Annotated in this window: 15 protein-coding genes; 10 read left to right on the plus strand and 5 right to left on the minus strand. The window is 45.9% G+C overall.

Features of this window, described 5'->3' with window-relative positions; genetic code table 11:
- Window positions 1-172: 172 nt before the first annotated feature.
- The 3 genes from prpB to ACFSR5_RS01910 all read left to right on the plus strand — a co-directional run bounded on the left by prpB (window position 173) and on the right by ACFSR5_RS01910 (window position 3,792).
- Window positions 173-1,069: a methylisocitrate lyase gene (gene prpB, locus ACFSR5_RS01900; RefSeq protein ID WP_380900135.1), complete on the plus strand. Its 897-nt coding sequence runs from the start codon at window positions 173-175 to the stop codon at window positions 1,067-1,069.
- Complete coding sequence (prpC, locus tag ACFSR5_RS01905; protein ID WP_380900137.1) at window positions 1,053-2,204, plus strand: bifunctional 2-methylcitrate synthase/citrate synthase; 1,152 nt, start codon at window positions 1,053-1,055, stop codon at window positions 2,202-2,204. The genes prpB and prpC overlap by 17 nt, the downstream gene beginning before the upstream one ends.
- Before the next feature lie 136 nt (window positions 2,205-2,340).
- Window positions 2,341-3,792 (plus strand): bifunctional 2-methylcitrate dehydratase/aconitate hydratase, encoded by a 1,452-nt coding sequence (locus ACFSR5_RS01910; protein ID WP_380900139.1) that lies wholly within the window; start codon window positions 2,341-2,343, stop codon window positions 3,790-3,792.
- 151 nt (window positions 3,793-3,943) lie between these two features.
- Here the strand turns inward: ACFSR5_RS01910 and ACFSR5_RS01915 are convergent, their stop codons facing one another.
- Window positions 3,944-6,052 carry a 3-hydroxyacyl-CoA dehydrogenase NAD-binding domain-containing protein gene (locus ACFSR5_RS01915; protein ID WP_380900141.1) on the minus strand — a complete coding sequence of 703 codons (2,109 nt, stop codon included), beginning with the start codon at window positions 6,050-6,052 and terminating at the stop codon, window positions 3,944-3,946.
- A gap of 92 nt (window positions 6,053-6,144) precedes the next feature.
- Window positions 6,145-7,314 (minus strand): acyl-CoA dehydrogenase family protein, encoded by a 1,170-nt coding sequence (locus tag ACFSR5_RS01920; RefSeq protein WP_380900143.1) that lies wholly within the window; start codon window positions 7,312-7,314, stop codon window positions 6,145-6,147.
- A gap of 255 nt (window positions 7,315-7,569) precedes the next feature.
- On the opposite strand from ACFSR5_RS01920, the gene ACFSR5_RS01925 reads away from it, so the two are divergent.
- The gene (locus tag ACFSR5_RS01925; RefSeq protein ID WP_380900145.1) at window positions 7,570-8,748 is read left to right on the plus strand and encodes a thiolase family protein; all 1,179 of its coding nucleotides are present in this window, start codon (window positions 7,570-7,572) and stop codon (window positions 8,746-8,748) included.
- Between the two features lie 230 nt (window positions 8,749-8,978).
- Here the strand turns inward: ACFSR5_RS01925 and ACFSR5_RS01930 are convergent, their stop codons facing one another.
- The 3 genes from ACFSR5_RS01930 to ACFSR5_RS01940 all read right to left on the minus strand — a co-directional run bounded on the left by ACFSR5_RS01930 (window position 8,979) and on the right by ACFSR5_RS01940 (window position 10,977).
- Window positions 8,979-9,260 carry a hypothetical protein gene (locus ACFSR5_RS01930; protein ID WP_380900147.1) on the minus strand — a complete coding sequence of 94 codons (282 nt, stop codon included), beginning with the start codon at window positions 9,258-9,260 and terminating at the stop codon, window positions 8,979-8,981.
- Window positions 9,261-9,552: 292 nt separating this feature from the next.
- The gene (locus tag ACFSR5_RS01935) at window positions 9,553-10,548 is read right to left on the minus strand and encodes an alpha/beta hydrolase (protein ID WP_380900149.1); all 996 of its coding nucleotides are present in this window, start codon (window positions 10,546-10,548) and stop codon (window positions 9,553-9,555) included.
- A gap of 15 nt (window positions 10,549-10,563) precedes the next feature.
- On the minus strand, window positions 10,564-10,977 hold the full coding sequence (locus ACFSR5_RS01940; RefSeq protein ID WP_380900151.1) for an OsmC family protein: 414 nt from the start codon (window positions 10,975-10,977) through the stop codon (window positions 10,564-10,566).
- 638 nt (window positions 10,978-11,615) lie between these two features.
- On the opposite strand from ACFSR5_RS01940, the gene ACFSR5_RS01945 reads away from it, so the two are divergent.
- From ACFSR5_RS01945 to ACFSR5_RS01970, 6 genes are all read left to right on the plus strand, one after another.
- Complete coding sequence (locus ACFSR5_RS01945) at window positions 11,616-12,173, plus strand: RNA polymerase sigma-70 factor (RefSeq protein ID WP_380900153.1); 558 nt, start codon at window positions 11,616-11,618, stop codon at window positions 12,171-12,173.
- A 60-nt stretch (window positions 12,174-12,233) separates the two neighbouring features.
- On the plus strand, window positions 12,234-13,295 hold the full coding sequence (locus tag ACFSR5_RS01950; RefSeq protein ID WP_380900155.1) for a FecR family protein: 1,062 nt from the start codon (window positions 12,234-12,236) through the stop codon (window positions 13,293-13,295).
- A gap of 228 nt (window positions 13,296-13,523) precedes the next feature.
- Window positions 13,524-16,709 carry a SusC/RagA family TonB-linked outer membrane protein gene (locus ACFSR5_RS01955; protein ID WP_380900157.1) on the plus strand — a complete coding sequence of 1,062 codons (3,186 nt, stop codon included), beginning with the start codon at window positions 13,524-13,526 and terminating at the stop codon, window positions 16,707-16,709.
- A gap of 15 nt (window positions 16,710-16,724) precedes the next feature.
- Window positions 16,725-18,425: a RagB/SusD family nutrient uptake outer membrane protein gene (locus ACFSR5_RS01960; protein ID WP_380900159.1), complete on the plus strand. Its 1,701-nt coding sequence runs from the start codon at window positions 16,725-16,727 to the stop codon at window positions 18,423-18,425.
- Window positions 18,426-18,501: 76 nt separating this feature from the next.
- The gene (locus ACFSR5_RS01965) at window positions 18,502-19,914 is read left to right on the plus strand and encodes a family 43 glycosylhydrolase (protein ID WP_380900161.1); all 1,413 of its coding nucleotides are present in this window, start codon (window positions 18,502-18,504) and stop codon (window positions 19,912-19,914) included.
- A gap of 36 nt (window positions 19,915-19,950) precedes the next feature.
- The gene (locus tag ACFSR5_RS01970) at window positions 19,951-20,979 is read left to right on the plus strand and encodes a winged helix-turn-helix domain-containing protein (protein ID WP_380900163.1); all 1,029 of its coding nucleotides are present in this window, start codon (window positions 19,951-19,953) and stop codon (window positions 20,977-20,979) included.
- The last annotated feature ends 497 nt before the right edge of the window (window positions 20,980-21,476 follow it).

Raw genomic sequence — 21,476 nt, forward strand, 5'->3', positions numbered from 1 at the left:
TCTGCCAAACCTTATTCGTAAAGATGAATAACGTACGGCGTTTTTGTTTGTGCAGGTTTTATTCGTATCTTAGGATGTCGGTGCGCACTCGAGCGTAGAGCTATGCCCGCAGAAGCCTTTACGTGCGAACGACTATATAGACGAACACAGGATTCATTTTCCAATTATAAATATGATCGACTCACCAGGACTTCTTTTTAGAGAAGCCGTCAACAGAGAAGCACCTCTGCAAGTTGTCGGCGCGACAAACGCCAATCACGCGTTACTGGCTCAGCAGGCTGGATTCCAAGCGATTTATCTCTCCGGTGGAGGGGTCGCGGCAGGGTCTCTCGGCATTCCAGATTTAGGTATTAGCAGTTTACACGATGTCTTGATCGACGTGGATCGCATCACAAATGTGTGCCCTTTGCCCTTGCTCGTGGATATTGATACGGGCTTTGGGCCTTCCGCATTTAATGTCGCACGTACCATCCGGGCTCTGATCAAAGCAGGAGCCGGGGCGGTGCATATGGAAGATCAGGTTGGAGCGAAGCGATGTGGGCATCGGCCAGGCAAAGAGTTGGTGTCTACAGCCGAAATGGTCGATCGGGTCAAGGCGGCGGTCGATGCCCGGACCGACAGGCACTTCGTGATCGGAGCCCGTACTGATGCACTCGCGACAGAAGGACTCGATCGTGCGCTCGCCCGTGCTGTAGCTTATAAAGAGGCGGGAGCGGACTTTATTTTTGCCGAAGCGGTTCGCGACTTGGAAACCTACCGTCGGTTTAAAGAAGTGACAGACCTACCGATCTTAGCCAACATTACCGAATTCGGACAGACACCATTATTTACAAAAAATGAGCTTCTGACAGCGGGAGTATCCATCATCTTGTATCCTTTGTCTGCATTTCGTGCGGCCAATAAGGCTGCACAGCGTGTTTATCAACATATTCGAGAGGATGGAGGCCAAGCCGCTGTCGTCGATACGATGCAAACCCGGGAAGAGTTGTATCAAAGTATAGGCTATTATGCCTATGAAAATCGATTGGATCAATTATTTAAAACGAATGACGATGAAAGAGACCAATGAAACAGGCTTCAGACCCAAAAAAAGTGTGGCCCTCTCGGGCGTTCCCGCAGGTAATACCGCACTGAGTACTGTGGGCAAGAGCGGGAATGACCTGCATTATCGGGGTTACGATATAGTAGATTTAGCGGGACAGGCGACTTTTGAGGAGGTGGCGTATTTGCTGATTTATGGAAATCTGCCAACGCGCCCGCAGCTACAAAGTTATCAGGTACAGCTTCTTAGTCAACGCGGCTTACCAATTGCCATTCAGAACGTGTTAAAACAGCTGCCCGCGACCACGCATGCGATGGACGTGCTCCGTACCTATGTATCGGTCTTTGGTAGCATTCAGCCCGAAAAGGAAAGTCATCCGCTTGCCGGAGCGCGTGATGTTGCTAATCGGTTGATGGCGTCCATGGCGTCGGCCTTATTATACTGGTATCATTTTAGTCAGAATGGGCGGGAGATCGCGGTAGAGACCAACGATGCCACCGTGGGCGGACACTTTCTTCACCTGCTGCACGGCACGCCGCCGCCCGCCTCTTGGGTAAGGGCTATGCAGGTGTCCTTGAATCTGTATGCAGAACATGAATTCAATGCCTCTACGTTTACCGCACGCGTAATCGCGGGGACGGGTTCGGATATGTACTCCTGTATAACCGGTGCTATCGGCGCATTGCGCGGGCCAAAACACGGGGGAGCCAATGAAGTGGCATACGAAATTCAAAGTCGTTATGCGGATCCAGATGAGGCGGAAGCTGATATCCGGCGTCGGCTGGCAAATAAAGAGGTTGTCATCGGTTTTGGGCATCCGGTATACACGATTTCAGATCCTCGTAACGAGGTGATAAAGGGAATTGCGAGAGAATTGTCGGAAGAGGCTGGTGATATGACCCTTTACCGTATCGCAGAGCGTTTGGAGCAGGTGCTATGGGACGAAAAGAACATGTTCCCCAACCTCGATTGGTACTCGGCAGTGGCATACCACCTGATGGGGATACCGACCGAGATGTTTACACCGTTGTTCGTGATCTCCCGGATAACGGGGTGGTCGGCTCATGTTTTTGAACAGCGACAAGACGGAAAGATTATTCGTCCAAGTGCCAACTACATCGGACCGGAAAACAGACCGTTTGTGCCGATCGCTGAACGCTAGATTATAGGACGACACAAGAAGCAAAGGATCTACCAGGCCGATTGGATTGAACACGTTCACGGTTCTTGGGGATAAATCAACAAACATAAATGTTCATGTTGTCCAGTGAATACAGATATTTCAAGAAAAAAATAGAATGACAGCAACAGTATTAAATGAACGTCCTCAGCCAGATGAGGTGTTGACGGATATAGCCGATTACGTATTGCAGTACAGAATTGATAGCGAAGAAGCTTGGAAAACAGCGTATTATTGTTTTTTAGATACCTTGGGATGTGGCTTTGAGGCCTTGACGTATCCAGCTTGCACAAAATTGTTGGGCCCGGTTGTACCGGGCACAGTAGTACCGGCAGGAGCAAAAGTTCCCGGAACACCATACCAACTGGACCCGATACAAGCTGCATTCAACATCGGTACGATTGTTAGGTGGTTAGATTTTAATGATACCTGGCTTGCCGCAGAATGGGGGCATCCATCGGACAATTTAGGTGGGATTTTGGCTACGGCAGATTGGCTCAGCCGAATGCAGGTTGCAAAAGGTGGCAGGTCGTTGAAAGCGTCGGCGGTATTGGAAGCTATGATTATGGCGCACGAGATTCAAGGCATATTAGCCTTGGAGAATTCGTTTAATAAGGTCGGCCTAGACCATGTTATTTTGGTGAAAGTAGCCTCGACCGCTGTGGTTGGCAAATTGCTCGGATTGAGTCGCAGCGAATTGATCAATGCAATCTCTTTGGCGTTTGTGGATGGGCAGGCCCTGCGTACGTATCGACACGCACCTAATACAGGCAGTCGTAAATCGTGGGCGGCGGGCGATGCAACGTCGCGGGCTGTACGGCTTGCTTTGATTGCCCAAACCGGAGAAATGGGCTATCCGTCGGTATTGACGGCGCCGGGGTGGGGGTTTTACGATGTCTTATTTAAAGGTCAGTCGTTTAGCTTTCAGCGTCCCTACGGATCCTATGTAATGGAAAATATCTTGTTTAAGATTTCGTTTCCTGCAGAATTTCATGCCCAAACAGCTGCAGAAGCCGCTATGATCCTACATGCGGAATTGTTAAGCCGCGGTAAGACTGCTGCCGACGTGGTACGTATTACGATCCGAACGCACGAAGCGGCTATCCGAATCATTGACAAGAAGGGGCCGCTTCATAACCCTGCAGACCGTGACCATTGCATTCAATATATGGTGGCGGTTCCCCTGTTGTTTGGCCGCTTGACAGCCGAAGATTATGAGGATGCTGTGGCGGTAGACATCCGCATTGACTGGTTACGCGAGAAAATGAGTTGTGTCGAGGATCCACAATTTACAAAGGATTACCACGATCCATCCAAACGATCGATTGCGAATGCGCTAACTGTTGAGCTTGCTGATGGTAGCATATTACCCGAAGTTCTTGTCGAATATCCGATTGGTCATCCTCGGCGCCGACAGGAGGGCGTTCCATTGCTGATCGAAAAATACCGACGTAACGTAGGGCGTCTTTTCGCGGGAAAACAACAACAACAGATTCTCGAAACAACATTAGACTACGATAAATTCAAGCAATTGGACGTAATCGATTTAGTCGATTTGATGGCGAAATAGTTGCTGCTTTTGGTGGATCTGCTGTGGGGTCGTAACCCATATAAGGTATGTCGCAGCCTATCTCCCTATCCGAGATTCTGCGACATATTCCATCTTTGGGGGGGTGCCTGATCACACTATGCTTTACAGAAAACAGGACAGGAGTGGGGCATTATATCCCATTCGGGGAACGCCAATTGCTTTGGAAACCTGTATAGAACGTAAAGTCATTTCGAGCAAGTTCAATAAGCGATGCAGGCACAAGCCATTGCTCGCCAAGCGGTTCAAATTCGATACATTCCCGTACAAATTGTGAAATGCCGACGTCATCGATGTGTCCAAATACGCCACCGGTTTGCGCGGCATATCCCACACCGAGTATGGAGCCGATATCACCATCAATTGGCCGTATCAAAACACCTTCTTCGAGGCATCGGTAACTGTCGAGTGCCATAACGTGTAATAGTCTTGTGCCAATGGTTTCAGCCGAGATCTGTTCCGTCGGTACGGGTAGGCTAGGATCTATCCATAAGGCTTTTGCTGCGGCACCTTCGTTGTAGGTATAAAAGCCTCGGCCTATTTTCCGACCTCCGCGACCGGCCCGGACCATCTCCTGTAGGTGCGTATACGCTCGTTGTTGACTCGAATGTAATGTCGGAAGTTGATCGTACACATGGAGCATAAGGGACAGCGAAATCTCGTCAAGTACAGCCAACGGGCCTACGGCGAAGCCTACACGGCGTGCTTCCTGTTCGATGGCGCTTGCGGGGACTCCTTCTAATAGCATCGTGATTGCCTCTAATAAATAGTTGAAGAAAATACGCGAGGTGAAGAACGCTGGCCCATCATGTACAACGATAGGTATCTTATCTAGCTGTTGAGCAACGTGCAACGCTTTGTATAATGTTTCCGGACTGGTTTTCGCACCGCGGATAATCTCTACGAGTGGCATCCGGTCGACAGGTGAGAAAAAATGCATGCCTATAAAGCGTTCGGGATGTGGCAGTACCGCGGCTAGTGTGGTGATCGGCAGTGAGGTGGTGTTGGAAGCAAAAAAGCCATTTTCTTTTAAGTACGGAAATGCCTCCGTCGTCACCTCAGCTTTTAGCGTGGAATCTTCATACACGGCTTCAATGATCAAGTCTGCTTCAGAGAGCTGTTGGGCTTCGGTTGTTGGCAGTATGCAATCGAGCAGTTTTTCCCGTGTTCTCCCATCCATCTGCTGTTGTTGCACCAATCGTTCGGTAATTTTCGCTGCATACTCCTTCCCGCGTGCAGCCTGTTCAGGCGTCACATCTTTTAGCAGCACGGATATGCCTGCACGGGCAGCTTCGTAAGCAATGCCTGATCCCATCATGCCGGCACCGATAATGCCTAATTTCTGTAGCTGGAAGTCGGACGCACCCTCTTTCGGCAGCGTAATCCGTGTGGCCTTCACCCCTTCGTGCAAGGTTCGTACCATACGTAGCGTTTTCGGATCGTGAAGCACATCGTTATACCACTGGTTCTCTAGGGCCAATGCTTTTTCGGTCGTTGCGGATGGCTCATAAAGGAGCCATTGGAAAAAGGCATGTACGGCCGGTACGTGCTGGTTTGCCCGTTTACGGAGTGTTGTAACCTCTTCTGGGCTTATGGTGTCCATCTCCTTTGTCGATGCACCTTGGAAAACACGTTTTGTTTCTACCCATTCTTTTGCCAACGCGAGGGCAGTGTCGATGTTGGCCGTCACTTGATCGATCCAACCGAGGTCCATGGCAGCTTTCGCCGAAAGTTGTGTTCCGTTGAGTAGGATGGGGAGGGCCTTTATTCCGGCTAAGCGGATGCCAGCAGTCAATGCCCCTAAGGGTGGAAATAGGCCAAATTTAAGCTCCGGGTAGCCTACAGTTGCTGTCTCCGTCGCGATCCGATAGTTGGCCCATAGGCAAGTCGACCAAGCAAAACCTTGAGAAGAACCCTGTACCAGCGCGATGACAGGCTTCGCCTGCTGTTTGATGCGGTATGCCCTTCCTAGGATATCGGCGAGTCGCTTGGAAAGCGTAACGCGATCCGGTAACCACTGAAACCGCGATGCATAGGCCATGTCGTCAGGTAAACCGTAATAAATGATCCCCGTCGTTTCCGGATCCGCAAGTGAACGAGTAACTAGGTCAACCCATTCTTCCAGCCGATCCACGTACATGTCTGAAGAAAAGCCTGTTTCCATGGGTGCCATGGTTACTACGCCTATAGCATCATGTGTTAACTCAAAAAAACGAGGTGTGTTCGTATCCGTTCTTGTCATTATTTATTCGTGATGTTGTTCGCTCTTTTAGAACGCATGGATAGAATGTTTGTTCCCCATATGCGAAGAAGTACTCCGGTGTCGCCGGCCGGCTATGCTTTTTTCGCTTCATAGCGTATATTATCGATGACCGTTTTTGCAATGATTTCCAACATAATCTCCGATGTACCACCGATGATCGTACCGACTCGAACATCTCGGTATAATCGGGCGATTTTGTAATCTTCCGTAAAACCGTATCCCCCAAAGAACTGCAAACATTGGTGCACCACTTGGATGGCGAGTTCACTGGTCTGTAATTTTGCTATGGAGCACTCCTGTACAGCATATACACCTAGCTGCTGCAGATCGCAACAGTGATAGACGAATGCTTTGTTGGTTGCGATATCGGCAACCACGTGCGCAATGCGATGTCTGATGACCTGAAAATCATGTAATTTGTGGCCAAAAGCTTCGCGTTGTCCGATATATGCGAGTGTATATTGTAGTGCCGCGTCGGCCGTAGCAATGTTGTGTATAGCGGCTGTCAGCCGTTCGAGCTGAAGCCCGCCCATTAAGTACGAAAAGCCGGCACCCTCTTCTCCGATCAAATGAGAGACGGGTACGAGAACCTGGTCAAAGGAAAGTTCAGCGGTATCCGACGCATGCCATCCCATCTTGTTGATTTTCGTAGTAGAAACGCCGGGCGTATTACGGTCTATAACGAGCAAGCTGATGCCCTTACTACCTGCTTGAAGGTCGGTTTTTACCGCGGTGATGAAAAAGTCACCGTACACGCCGTTGGTAATGAATGTTTTCGAACCGTTCACCACGTAGTGGTCTCCAGTGCGTACGGCTGTTGTTTTGATTTTTTGTACATCGGAGCCAGCTCCAGGTTCAGTGATTGCAACGGCGCTCACCAAATCACCAGCGATAACTCCGCGCAGGTACTGCTCCTTGAGCGCTTCGCTGCCGTGCTTGCTCAAATAGGGAGCGGACATAAATTGAATAACCAGCGCAGAGATACTAAAGCCGCCCGAATAGCAATAGGACAGCTCCTCGCAAAAGATCAATGCGTAATAAAAATCAAGATTCATACCGCCATACGCTTCAGGGAAGGTTAGCCCCATAAAGCCCATGTCGCCCATTTTTTTCCAAATAGCTCGATCGATTTGCCCTTCTTTTTCCCATTGGTCGATGTAAGGAAGGATTTCTTTGCGCACAAAAGCGCGTAAGGTTTCACGGAATGTTTGATGCTCTGCCGTCAGTTGTGTTGCTTGCATTGCTGTTCAGTTTATTTGGTCTTAGTGCCCGCCCGTATATCGAAGCCTCGTGGTCGCGACTAAGGCAATATACGAAAAGAAAGGCAGTTCCTACTGTATTTTTCGATGAAAAGTTTCTGTTTTTGTAATTATTCCAACATTTGTTCGTTGAAACTTTCTTTTTGCAAAAGGAATCATTGCGCCTGTAGGATCTTTTACCTAAATTTGATAGGTAAACTTAAATAAGGCACGTTTTTCTAGCAGGAGGAATTCATTATGGGCAGAAGAGTATTTATCGTCGCCGCGCAACGTACCCCTATAGGTAGTTTCGGTGGCGCTTTGTCTACCGTTTCAGCGACACAATTAGGTGCGTCCGCGGTTACTGCGGCTTTGCAGCAAGGTGGCGTAGACGCACAGGAGGTCGACGAATTGTTTATGGGTTGTGTGTTGCAAGCGGGGTTGGGACAGGCGCCTGCGCGGCAAGTGTGTAAATATGCCGGCATGCCCGATCAGGTTCCGGCGACGACCATCAATAAGGTCTGTGCTAGTGGGATGAAAGCGGTATCGTTCGGTGTCCAATCGATCTTACTGGGGGATGCCGACATAGTTGTGGCTGGTGGAATGGAAAGTATGAGCCAGGTTCCGTACTATGTTCCCAGTGCACGCTGGGGGGCTAAATACGGCGCACAGGCGCTATTGGACGGGCTGCAGCGCGATGGATTAAGCGATGCGTACAATCAGCAAGCGATGGGCGTGTTTGGAGAACTTTGTGCCGAGACGTTCGGAATCGGACGGGACGCGCAAGACGCTTATGCGAAGCTTTCCTATGAACGAGCTCGACAGGCTTGGGCAAAAGGAAAATTTGATAAGGAGGTGTATCCGGTACGTATAGACACGCGAAAAGGAGAGCATATTGTCCAGCAGGACGAAGAATGTGTACATGTTCAATTCGATAAAATGACGTCGCTGAAACCCGTGTTTAAGCCAGAGGGGACGATTACGGCGGCCAATGCTTCTACATTAAGTGATGGCGCGGCTTGTTTGGTGCTGGTTAGCGAAGAGAAAATGAATGTTTTGGGTCTCAAACCAATAGCCGAGATTGTTGCCTACGCCGATGCAGAGCAAGCCCCAGAGTGGTTTACGACGACACCTGCCCGGGCCACCGAAAAAGTGTTAGCCAAGGCCGGACTATCGGTGGCGGATATAGATTTCTTTGAAATTAATGAAGCGTTTGCTGTGGTGGCATTGGCGAATGCACAAACATTACAAATCGCCGAGGATCGGCTTAATGTGTATGGAGGCGCGGTGTCGCTAGGTCATCCACTCGGCTGTTCGGGTGCGCGAATAATCACCACGCTTACCAGTGTTTTACAACAAGAGAATGGTCATTACGGTCTTGCTGCCATCTGTAACGGGGGAGGAGGAGCTTCGGCGATGATTCTCCGACGTATGTAGGCCAAAAAAGATTTTTACTGCTAAAAAGGCTTGTATCCGCTCCTCAGCCGTAAACATGACGGGATAGATGATTTTAATACGTTCATGATCGAATAGATAATGGACGTGGAGCAAGTCTGTTGGAGAGGAACAACCGAAGCAGGCAGTCGAATTGCCGGTTTTGCCTGTATAAAAAAGCTAGGGCAATGCTGGAGATGGAAAAAGTAGGTTAGATGGTCCGTAAGAAGGGGTTAAAAACTGGGTGCGATTTGTTCGTCGCTGTGATCATTTTTTAGAGCTTTCGTTTTAGCCGATGCGCGTGCTAACCGCCAATTACGAAACGATACGATTACCCAGTCTATACCTTTGACCGTTCCATAAATAAGGGAGCCATAGGTCAAAATGCAACCAAAAAGAAAGGCTACCCCTGTCAATTCAGATGCGCCTAATCCCACGATATAAACGTAAAGCTGCAAGCTGATACCTACGCTAAAAGCGAATAGGAAAATCAATATCTTTTGTATACGTGTCATAGCCTTAAATTAGTAATCTATTGTGATGCTTATGTAAACCTAATGTGAAATTTGTGATTCAAAAATTTATGCCTAAAAGATGTTTAAACGTGTTTTTTCAATAGTAGCTTGTTAATAATATATTCCAAAGGTAGGGAGTAAATTTTATAAAGTCAAAAAGTTTTGAATTTATTTTTTTAACAAAAAAATCCGGAGCATTTCGCTCCGGAAAACTAACCAAACCAATTAGGGTAATCTAAATTTATGAATAATGAATCCTTATCGAGATAACGGACTTATCCTTGAAATAGTTTTACGATATCTTATTTTTTTTTAACGCATTATAGAGGGCGTCCCCTGCTTGTTGAACGGCAATCTGTATCGCCGGTACTGCTGCGAGCGGGTTAAGCATACCGTAATCGTGTATAAATCCGCTATATTCGGTTATCGCAACGGAAACACCGGCCTCATCAAGTTTGCGCCCATAAGCAATGGCTTCGTCATGCAAAATATCGTTTTCGGCAACTTGGATCAGCGCTGGTGGAAGATTCTTCAGTTCCGCTAACGTGGCGCGTATTGGTGCCGCATACTTATGCAGACGATCCGCCGGATTGGTGGTGTAATTGTCCCACATCCATTGCATCATTGCTGTTGTGAGGAATCGCTCTTCGCCATATGCATGATACGAGTGTCTGCTGAAGTCGGCATCTGTGACCGGCCACAGGAGCACTTGGTAGCGTATAGCGGGGCCATTATTATCCTTTGCCATAAGCGCCACCACTGTAGCCATATTTCCACCGACGCTATTACCTACTACGGCGAGTCTGGAGCTGTCTACGCCAATCGAAGCGCCGTTTTCTGCGACCCATTTTGTCGCAGCGTAGGCTTGGTTAATGGCAACTGGAAATTTTGCCTCTGGTGATGGGGTATAATCTGGAAATACGGCGACGGCTTTGCTTTGCACGACGAGATCCCGGACGAGCCTTCTGTGTGTCGGATAATCTCCAAGCACCCATCCTCCTCCGTGGAAAAACATAAAAACCGGTAGATCTTCCCTTTTTCCATTGTTTGGGCGAACGATATGAACCGTCATCCGTTCGTCGTCTTGTACAATTTCCCGCTCTTCCTCCTCAATATCTGCATAGTCGAAAGCCACGGAATTCTGTGCGTCCATCAGTACACGTCGGGCGTCTGCTGGGCTCTTCTGTTCCAAAGGGATATCGTTTCCGCTATTTAGTTCTTTCAAGAATGCACGGATCTCTTTACTAATATGCGGATCTTCGTGTGCTGGGATAGCTGTTGTTGACATATTGTTTTTTATGGATTACGATTGTAATGTGGCCTGTAGCGTGATATCGAAACTAAAGGCAACACTAACCGGACAGTTTTCTTTTGCTCCCTTTGCGATCTGTTGGAATTGTTCGTCGGTGATATTCGGAATAGATGCAGTCACAGTTAACTCGGATGTACTGATCTTACCGTTATCCAAACTGATGACCGATTGGGTTTCTAGTTTTTCAGGTGTAAAGCCGGCTTCGGTCAAGTCAGCACTCAATTTCATGGTAAAGCATCCTGCATGCGCAGCAGCAAGAAGTTCTTCGGGGTTTGTGCCTATGCCGTCTGCAAATCGGCTGTTAAAAGAGTATTGCGTTTCGTTCAGAACGGTGCTTTGTGTGGTTAGATGTCCATTTCCTTCTTTAATGGTGCCTGTCCATACGGCAGTTGCTTTGCGTTTCATAGTTAATTGTTTTTTTTGTGTATACCTATAACACCCGTTTACCAAGAAAGGTGTGGAAAAAAATGAAAAAAGAGGAGACAGATCGGATCCTTTTTGGGGATAAATCAAGGATGAATAAACAGAAATATGCTTTCCCGTTTGGGTTTATCAGATAGTTGACCGACCAGACGATTACTGTAATACACAGATTTATAAACGGTGACTTAAAGATTATCCCGTTTCTTTCCGAATGAGATAATCAGAATGAGTATCATGATAATGATCGCGACGATGATGTAAATCATAATTACAAAAAAGGTTTGTTGCCGTATTTTGGTTCGCATCGTTGCGACATCCTCCGTCACATGGCAAGACAAAATACATAAATTCTCCGGCAAATTGAAATTTTATTTTGGAGTTTTAGTAAAAGTTATACGATCATTAAGGAGTACATGACACGGCAGGACGCTCTTTTCGAAAAAAATAGATACATTCGGTTATAATCCAATAAACAGAACTATATAAACCTATGTGTGATGCCGACTGGAATTTACACACTTTCATAGAAAAAAATGTATTTTGTTCTGCGCTTGTTCGGTATACGTTTACTATGAACCAATTGGGTATAACTTGAATGTAAGTTCGTAAATACAGATGTTATGCAAGATCTCGAAACGCGTGAGCTATTAATGTTGATTACGTTTAATGAAGATAGGAAGGCTTTTCGTTCTTTGTATTTTTATTATTATGAAGCTGTCTACCGTTTTGCTAAAAAATTTATTCGTCATGAAGAAACTGCCGAGGAGATCGTAAATGATGCCTTTATCAAGATCTGGAACAATAGAAAGAAATTGTATACGGTAAACAACTTTAAAGTGTATCTCTTGGTATGTGTTAAAAATCTTTGTATAAAGGAACTGGAAAAAAACAATAAAATCTCTATTATCAATATTGATGATATTGAATTTGAACCATATGATGATCAGGTGCAAACCGACACGTTCTTGCTCCTTTCTGAGATGCAGCAATATATCCATACATTAACAAATCAACTTACCCCGCAATCAAAGCTTGTCTTTGAGCTTATCCGGGAGGAGGGACTTAAACACCGAGAAGTGGCTGAATTGCTAAATATATCGGTTAAGACCGTCGAATACCATCTCGCCAATGCACTCCGAAAAATTGCCGAAGGGCTTTCCGCACTAAGTAAAAAATAAAATGAATTTTGCCTAGGGTGTATTGCTTTTTTTGGATCCTTATAAATAAGGAAACACAAAATGGCACCACATAGACTTTGGGTATTAATAGGCAAAAAGTTAAGCGGCGAGATCACAGCGCTGGAGCTCGACGAATTGACGCAGCTACTTAACAATGATTTTGCTGAATTTCCGTTACAAGAACTCGAAGATATGTGGAAACAGCCGGTATCGAGTGGAGAGCGCGCTGACCATAATGTGGCTGCGGAACGCTCATGGCGGAGACTTGAAGGAACACTTGATAAAGATCAGGACGATTCCAAACAGCCTGATAGACGTGTGGTATCTTGGTTTAAGAGACCCTTTTGGTTATCCTCAGCAGCGGTCGTCCTTGTTCTTGCTGGTATCCTTTTTCACGCAGATTTATTTGATCTTACACCGCCAAAAAATAATCAAATCACCGCGCCCGATCGGGGAACCAGTAAGGTCATACTCCCGGACGGGACGAGTGTATGGTTAAATGCAAAAAGTCACCTCACCTATAAAAGTGATTTCGGGAAAAAAATACGCGAAGTAAAGCTTCAAGGCGAAGCCTATTTTGACGTTGCCGAAGATGCGCAACATCCGTTCATTGTACGTACATCGACCATCAACCTAAAGGTGCTCGGGACGGCATTTAACGTGCGTAGTTACCCGGACGAAAGGGTTACCGAAGCGGCCTTGGTACGCGGAAAGGTACGTATAAGTTTACTCGACAATGAAGATAAAGAAATTGTCTTGAAGCCCTCAGAAAAACTGACCGTGAACAATGCTATTGTGCGTGACGGAAAAAAATCTGCCGGTCTAAACGATCCTCCGCTGATGACCGTAACATATGTGCAAAAAGCACCGCAAGATTCGCTTCCATATGAAGCGTTGTGGCTTGAAAACACGTTGGCTTTCAATAACGAGAATTTCGAGCAAATTGCCAAACGGATGTCCGCTTGGTACAATGTAACCATGTCTATCCGTAATCCAAACCTAAAATCCGTCAAAATGTCTGGGAAGTTTAAGGATGAATCTGTAGAATCCGCTCTCAAGGCATTACAACTCGTAGCAGATTTCGATTACCAAATAGAGGGCCGTCATATAGAAATCAGATAATCACTTGATCCATTAACCAATAAACAAAGAATATATGTAGCACAGTACCCGTACGAAAAGGCGCAAAAAAGGGGAAATGTTTGCCGCATCTCCCCAAATGATATTGCCTTAACTATAGTCAGATTTGAAGTATAACCAATAGTTAAAACCAACACATTCAAAAGTATGAAAAAAAATGCTAGATGCCTATGCCTTGTAAGGCAGAGGCCACTATTAAAAATTTTTATTATGATCAAATGTACGCTGCTGTTGATCCTCCTGACAGGCTATCAGGCCTTTTCACGGGGGTATGGACAAAATAAGGTCAATATCGATCTGAAACGCGTATCCCTGAAATACGTTTTGCAACAAGTAGAAAGACAAACCAATTATCGGTTTCTTTACAATGATGAGATACTCCTTGCCTATGCCAACAAAACGATTCAGGTGGAGGACGCCGAATTACCAGAACTCATGAAGAAGGCGTTAGCAGGTACCCATCTCCGATACCAACTTCGGGAAAATAATTTGGTGGTCATCACAGCGGTGCAAGAAATTGTTGCAAGGGGGACAGTCAAGGACGGAGCGAATCTACCTTTAGTCGGTGTAAATGTCCGTTTAAAAGGTACCAAAAATGAAACGTCTACTGATAGCAATGGAGCGTTCGAACTCAAAATAGCCCAAAAAGATGCAACGTTGGAATTCTCCTACGTCGGATTTCTTTCCGTTGAACGTGCGGTAACACACGAGGAATTTATGGAAGTGGTGATGCAACCCAGCACGACCGATATTTCAGAAGTAGTAGTAGTTGGGTACGGCACGCAGCGAAAGGCCGACGTGACGGGCGCTATTGGATCGGTCGGTTCGTCAACGATCGCGCGCGCCGCGACACCTAATGCTGCCGGAGCTTTGCAGGGTCAGGTCCCCGGGGTTGTGGTTACAAAGAATGCCGGGAAGCCGGGTGGTGGATTTAATATAACTATTCGCGGTATAAACTCGATCGGTGGATCAAGTTATCCATTACTTGTAATTGATGGTGTTCCCTCCAATGCCGGACTGGGTGATCTGAATCCGGCTGATATTGAGAAAATTGACGTTCTGAAAGATGCCTCAGCAACAGCAATCTATGGATCAAGAGGTGCAAAAGGGGTCGTTATCGTGACTACCAAACGTGGAAAGGCAGGTAAAACAAACATTGCATACGATGCCTACATAGGAGCCCGCACGCCGACCAATTTACCAACGATGATGGACGGACCCGCCTACGTCAGGTATCGCACAGAGATGTTCAAAGCGCAAGGACGCTCTACCGAGCGAGACAATGCGGCTTTCTTCACACCTGAACAATGGCAGCGTATTGATGCCAATGATTTTACGGATTGGACGGCGTTGATCTTGGAAAATGGGCTGCAAATGAACCACAATGTGTCTGCCAGCGGGGGCGATGAGAAAACACAGTTTTCCATCGGAGCTGGCCTCATGGAAGAAGAAGGCAATGTGGCACCGGAGAGTTTCAAACGGTATAGCCTCCGAGGAAACGTTGATCGGGCTATAAACGATAAGTGGAAGGTCGGTCTGAACATGTACATGACTCAAAACTTACAGAATATAGGAAGCTCTGAGGCATTGCGCTCTGCGTACCGCCTTCCTCCCGTGGCCGCCGCTTACGACGAGAATGGCGAACGGATTTTTCGGGTGTATGGGACGGACGCCGTAACAAACCCAATGTTTGATCAGGAGAACGAGATTCGACGTTTGCGTAGCTTTCGTACATTTGGTAACCTGTATCTACAGGTAAAACCGCTCGACTACCTGACGTTGAACTCGACCATTTCGCCTAGCTATTATGCGGAGCGTACCGGATATTATTTTGGACCGTTTTCTAAGGAACGTTTAGGCGAGAGCTTACCGACACAAGGGAATAACGCCACCAGCGAACAATTTACTTGGGTACTGGATAATCAAGCAATTTTTGAACAGCAAATTGACATCCACAAAATTACGGCTACGGTTGTACAAAGTATGCAAAAGGATCGTACGGAATCGAATTTTATAACAGCCGAAGGGCTGCCTTATGAATCCTTATGGTACAATCTAGCGACCGGACCAACGGTTCGGGCTTATGGATCTGGATTTATTCAATCAACATTGGTTTCCTATATGGGAAGGGTGAACTATAGTTTTGATGACCGGTTTCTATTGACGGCAACAGGTCGATGGGACGGCTCGTCTAGATTGGCTGACGGCAATAAATGGGGTTTTTTCCCCTCAGCATCCGTTGCTTGGAGGTTGTCCAATGAAGCATTCATGGCTGAAATCTCCGCGGTGAACGATTTGAAGCTCCGTGTGAGTTATGGTGTTAGCGGTAATGACCGAGTAAACCCATACTCGACACAGGCGGCATTATCCCAAACGTACTATGATTTTGGAGGAGCAGTCGCGCCGGGATACGCACCTGGCCAATTACCTAATAAGAACTTAACCTGGGAAAAGACAGGAGAGTTGAATGTGGGCTTGGATTTCTCCGTGTTAAACGGAAGAGTTTCGGGTAATGTCGATGTGTATGATCGTAAAATCAACAACATCTTGTTGGATCGTCTGTTGCCGGCACCTTCAGGTTGGGAATCCATCACTGACAACATTGGTAAATTACAGAATTCTGGTATAGAAGTAGGTTTGAACACATTGAATGTTACTGCCGGAGAGTTCTCGTGGAGGACCGATTTCGTATTTGATAAGAATAGGAACAAGATACTGGAACTGAGTGGAGGGAAACGTGATGACATCGGAAATCGATTGTTTATTGGTCAGCCTGTTCAGGTAAACTATGACTACGTTTTTGATGGGATATGGCAAACAAATCAAAGTGAAGCCGCAATGGTTTATAATCAAAAACCGGGGCAGATACGTGTGAAGGATTTAGATAACAATGGAATTATCAATGCGGATGATCGGCAAATTATAGGCAAGCGCGTTCCCGAATGGACCGGATCGATAGCCAATACGTTCAAATATGGAGATATAGACCTTTATTTCATGCTTTACACGCGTCAAGGCGAGCAGTTCAACAGTTCGTTTGATGCCACCCTTATGAATTACAATTCTCCTTATAAGCAGGTAGAAGTGGATTACTGGACTTTGGATAACCCTAGCGAAAAGCATTTCCAGCCCGGAAACCCCGGTCCCTATGCTGGCGTGATTAATTATCGGGATGTCAGCTTCGTCCGCGTAGGGAATATCACCTTAGGATATCGCTTGTCGTCATCTTTGACACAGCGGCTAGGATTACAAAATGTCCGTGTTTATGCGACAGCAACGAATCCGTTTACCTTTACCAAATACGAAGGCTTCGACCCCGAATGGCCTAGCCAGAACAGCTACGGCACCGCTATCAGCTCAGCTTCCTATCTTTTTGGTCTTAATTTATCTTTCTAATTTAAACTGATGAATATGAAAATGATATTACGTATACTGGTTTTGGTTCTCATGACCGGTTTTCTATATGCCTGTAGCAAATTTCTTGAAGAAGAGAATATTGCGGGTATTACAGCAGAAAATTACTATAAAGATGCGGCGGGATATGAGTCCCTTGTCCGTTCCTGCTACGCTTCGTTGCGCAGCATTTACGATATCAATCCATCGTTGTTTGAATATGGAACTGATATTATGACCCGAGGGGAGATCGAGCCCGTTAGCGGCACGGTGGGCGACCTGGTAATCCGTGCTACTGGTTTGAATGAATATAAAACGCTCACGGCAGACAATTCAGCCGTGGAAAAATTATTCTCCGCGGCCTATAGTGGTATTCAGCGATGTAATACGGCTGTTAACCGGGCAAGCACCGTACCAGGATTATCGGATGAACTCCGCAATAAGCGACTAGCTGAAGTGCGCTTTATCCGCGCCTACTACTATTACCTCCTTGTCGAAAATTTTGGAAATGTTCCGATCGTGCAAGAGGAGATCAATACACCCGTCACGCACTTTTCGCCTAACTCGGAAGAAGAAGTATACAGTTTTATGATTTCTGATTTACAACAGGCTATCGGGGCGGCGGATGCGACTACGGGTGAGTTCGGCCGGGTAACGAGGGATGCTGCTAAACACTTATTGGCGCTCGTACATTTAACACGGGGATACAAGACTTTTGGCGCCGATACCGATTTTATAACGTCGGCTAAACTTGCTGAAGAGGTGCTCGCTGCTGGAACATACACACTTCTTCCGAGCTTTGCGGCAGTATTCGATCCAGAAAACCAACAGAATAAGGAAATTCTTTTTTCCATACAGTATGACCGGACGAGCCTGAAACCCTCATTAGGTACTGGGAACGGACAGAATGTACTCTTCGGATGGCGTGTATGGCGAGAGCCTGGTTTTTTTGAAGAAACGACCGTATACAATCGGAGGTTATCTGATTTCATGCCAACACAATTTCTGTACACACTCTACGATACCAAGAAAGATGCTCGTTATGACGGCACCTTTTTAAGCCGGTTTGCAGCGACCAAAGATGATGTTATAGGCAGCCAGCAGGTAAAAAAGGGCGATCTCCGTTTTTATTTCCCATATCCTGACCAAGTGTTTACTTCAGCGGATTCCATCGCTTTAAAAAGTGCCAATCCTGTTGTCGAGATTGTACGATTTAATCGTTGGAAACAGGATTTTGACGGAATCGGAGGAGCCATGAAATTTCCGATGATCAATAAGTTTTTTGATCCATATGCCACAGCTTTTGGGAATTCGGAAAATAATCACCGGAGTACGCGAGATATTTTTATTTTTAGATTGGCCGAAACTTATCTGATTGCAGCCGAGGCATATTTTAAGCTTGGTCAACTGGACAACGCTGCTCAAAAATTGAATGTCGTTCGTGCTCGTGCCGCTAAAGCTGGTCAGACCCTCGCCATCTCGCCTTCGCAAGTCACGTTGGATTTTATTTTGGACGAACGCGCGCGGGAACAGGCTGGTGAATACAAACGCTGGCTTGATCTTAAAAGAACGAGGCGATTAGATAGAGCTTTTTCTCACAACTTGCTGACCAAAATCGCGAATCCTGCCGGGATAGTGGATAAATACTATCTGCGCCCTATACCTCAATCGGTTATTGATCGTGATTCGGGAGAATATCCGCAGAATCAGGGCTACTAAATTTTTACATTATTTGCCTAGGCTATCCCAATGAACAAGCCTAGGCAAAGTAAACTTATAATTTTTAACAAAGACGATGAATACTCTTATACTTCGTTCCGCCTGCGTGGGGGTTATATGCCTTATTTCAAGCGTTTATTTATTGATAGCACAAACCGTCCATCAAGATGCTATCTACTCTGGTGTGCCTTGGTTCGACGAGGCTGGAAAAACCGTTAGTGCGCATGGCGCCTGCATGATCAAGGAGGACGGTCGATACTACTTGTTTGGCGAGTACAAGACAGATTCTGCTAATGTTTTTAATGGCTTCGTGTGCTATTCCTCTACCGATTTATATAGCTGGAAATTTGAGCGCATGGCTTTGCCCGTACAAAGACAGGGAAAACTGGGCAGCAAAAGGGTTGGAGAACGGCCCAAGGTGATGAAATCGCGAGAAACAGGAAAGTACGTGATGTACATGCATGTGGATTCCATAAATTATAAAGATCAATTTGTTGGATATGCCACCGCTGATGAGATTACCGGTCCGTATACATTCCAAGGTCCTTTACTCTACAAGGGACAACCTATCCGGAAGTGGGATATCGGAGCGTTTCAAGATAAAGATGGAACAGGCTACCTGTTAGTTCATCACGGCGATATTTACGAACTTAACGATGATTTTTGTTCCGTGAAGGAAAAAGTGGCAAGCGATATCCCGGGTGTCGGAGAATCTCCTGCAATGTTGTGTAAAGATGGTCGATATTACCTGCTAAGTTCCAATCTGACCAGTTGGGAGCGAAATGATAACCATTACCACACGGCTACTTCGATCCGAGGTCCATGGATAAAGAAAGGTTACTTTGCACCTGCCGGTACACTGACATGGAATTCACAATGTAGTTTCATTTTCCAGATCGATGGCACCGACGAGACCACCTACATGTATATGGGAGATCGGTGGTCCTTTCCCAAACAGAATTCTGCCGCAACCTACGTGTGGCAACCGCTACAGGTTGGAGAGGCTGAGTTATCAATTCCTACGTTTGCAGATGGTTGGACTATTGATCTAAAAACAGGAAAAACCAGTGCGGCACAAAATAGTTTCCAAACTTATGCGATAAACGAGTTACCAGATACACATTTTAATGGTATGTGGAAAAACGATACATTATTCGTTAGAGGTTCCTCCCAGAAGGACGACTACTTTTCTTTTGCTTTTACTGGGAGACGTGTTAGTCTTTTTGGTTTTTCTCGCCCAGATGGTGGTTATGCCGAAGTAAGTATTGTGGACAGGAAGGGTACCATAGTCAACAGAGCCGTCATAGATATGTACTGTCTTTATGCTAACGCAGGCTTAAAGTTTGTAAGCCCATGGCTAACAAAAGGCGACTATACACTGATCGTACGGGTATTAGGACAACGGGGGAATTGGTCAGACAAACGGCGTAATAATTACGGAAGCATTGGGTACGTCGTGTCTCTAGAGAAAGTTTTGGTTGAACCGTAAAATCAATTAACAAAAGACGAACCGATCGTTCTCCATATGAAAGCAGAAACACTATTGTATCGCATAAACATTACGGCACAATGTACAACACCTAAATACAAACAGTTAGCAAATGCCATTCTTACAGAAATCAAAACCAAGAGAATACACACGGGCGATATCCTTCCGTCAATCAACGTACTAAGTACGCATTTACATATCTCACGTCAAACCGCGGAAAAAGCATATCGCTATCTGAAAAGTCTCCGTGTTATTTTACCGATAGTTGGCAAGGGATTTATCGTGCACGATGCTGTCGGTGGAAAAATCCGTGTCGCTGTTGTATTGAACCGTTTAACTACTGCGAAAAAGACGATGTACAATACTTTTGAAAGAGAAATGGGTGACCGAGCGCAGATCGATTTATATATCTATCACGGCGATTTAGCGACCCTTCGGTCTATGTTGATTAACAACGCTACGGAGTATGATTATGTCGCTGTATTCCCAGGTTTTCGCGATCCTGATAATGTGATGGAAGATATTTTACGAATAATTCCTGCAGAAAAGCGGATTATACTTGGAAAATACATGGCTGAAATGCACGATAGTTTTGCTTCGATCTATGAAAATCATGAAGAGGATATAGTCAATGCCTTAGAACAGTTGACCGACAAGCTCAGGAAATACCATACGATCAAATTGATTTATCCCGATTTCAGCGACTATCCAAGATCGATTATCAAAGGCTTTTACAGATATGCGCAAGAACAGGGGTTTCACCATAGTCTAGTGGAGAGCCTCCAGTGCGAAAAAATTGAAAAAGGAACATGTTATATCCAAATTGCGGAAGAAGATCTCGTAGAGCTGCTTGACCTGATCGTAACACAAGGACTCAAACTGAGGAAAGATACAGGTGTGATATCGTATAACGAAACGCCTCTTAAGAAATATGTTATGAACGGCATTACCACGATTTCTGCCGATTTTGATTTCCTTGGCTCCTCTGTGGCGAAATGTATAATCGATTCGGTTCCTTTACACCTTCACGTACCATTTGGAGTTGCGGTGAGACACTCTATATAATGAAGAAGCAATGGCCAAAACATGAGTTGTAATATTCCTAGACAAACATAAAGCTACTCTAAGATGGTTATTTCTTATCCATACGACCAAGCTCCGCCTCCCTGATAAACGTGATAATGTTATCGTTGAGCAATTTCGTTATCCCTCGCATTGATTCCCGAGCAGATCAAAGGTAGTAGATTTGCGTAAGATGTAGAAATTACTATGATCTCCATTTTCCCAATATAGGGTATCCCGTGAATAATGAGTTGTCGCATCGTAAAGGCCAATCAGTTGGTTGTACATTGCGCAAATGGGTATGATTAATAACAAACGGCGATTGAAACGGGGGGAGTAAAACAGTAAATCTCACAAATCAAATAAGAAATTACGCAACAGCACTGAACGGAATAGTGAGGAAATTTGCATGATCAGATACTCCACGTGTAAAACCATGGAAGATAGACAATTTCAATTCAAGACGAACATAAATTCAAGGCGGGTTCATCAGATGAGTT

Origin of the sequence: Sphingobacterium suaedae, assembly GCF_042684625.1 — a bacterium.
GTDB lineage: Bacteria > Bacteroidota > Bacteroidia > Sphingobacteriales > Sphingobacteriaceae > Sphingobacterium > Sphingobacterium suaedae.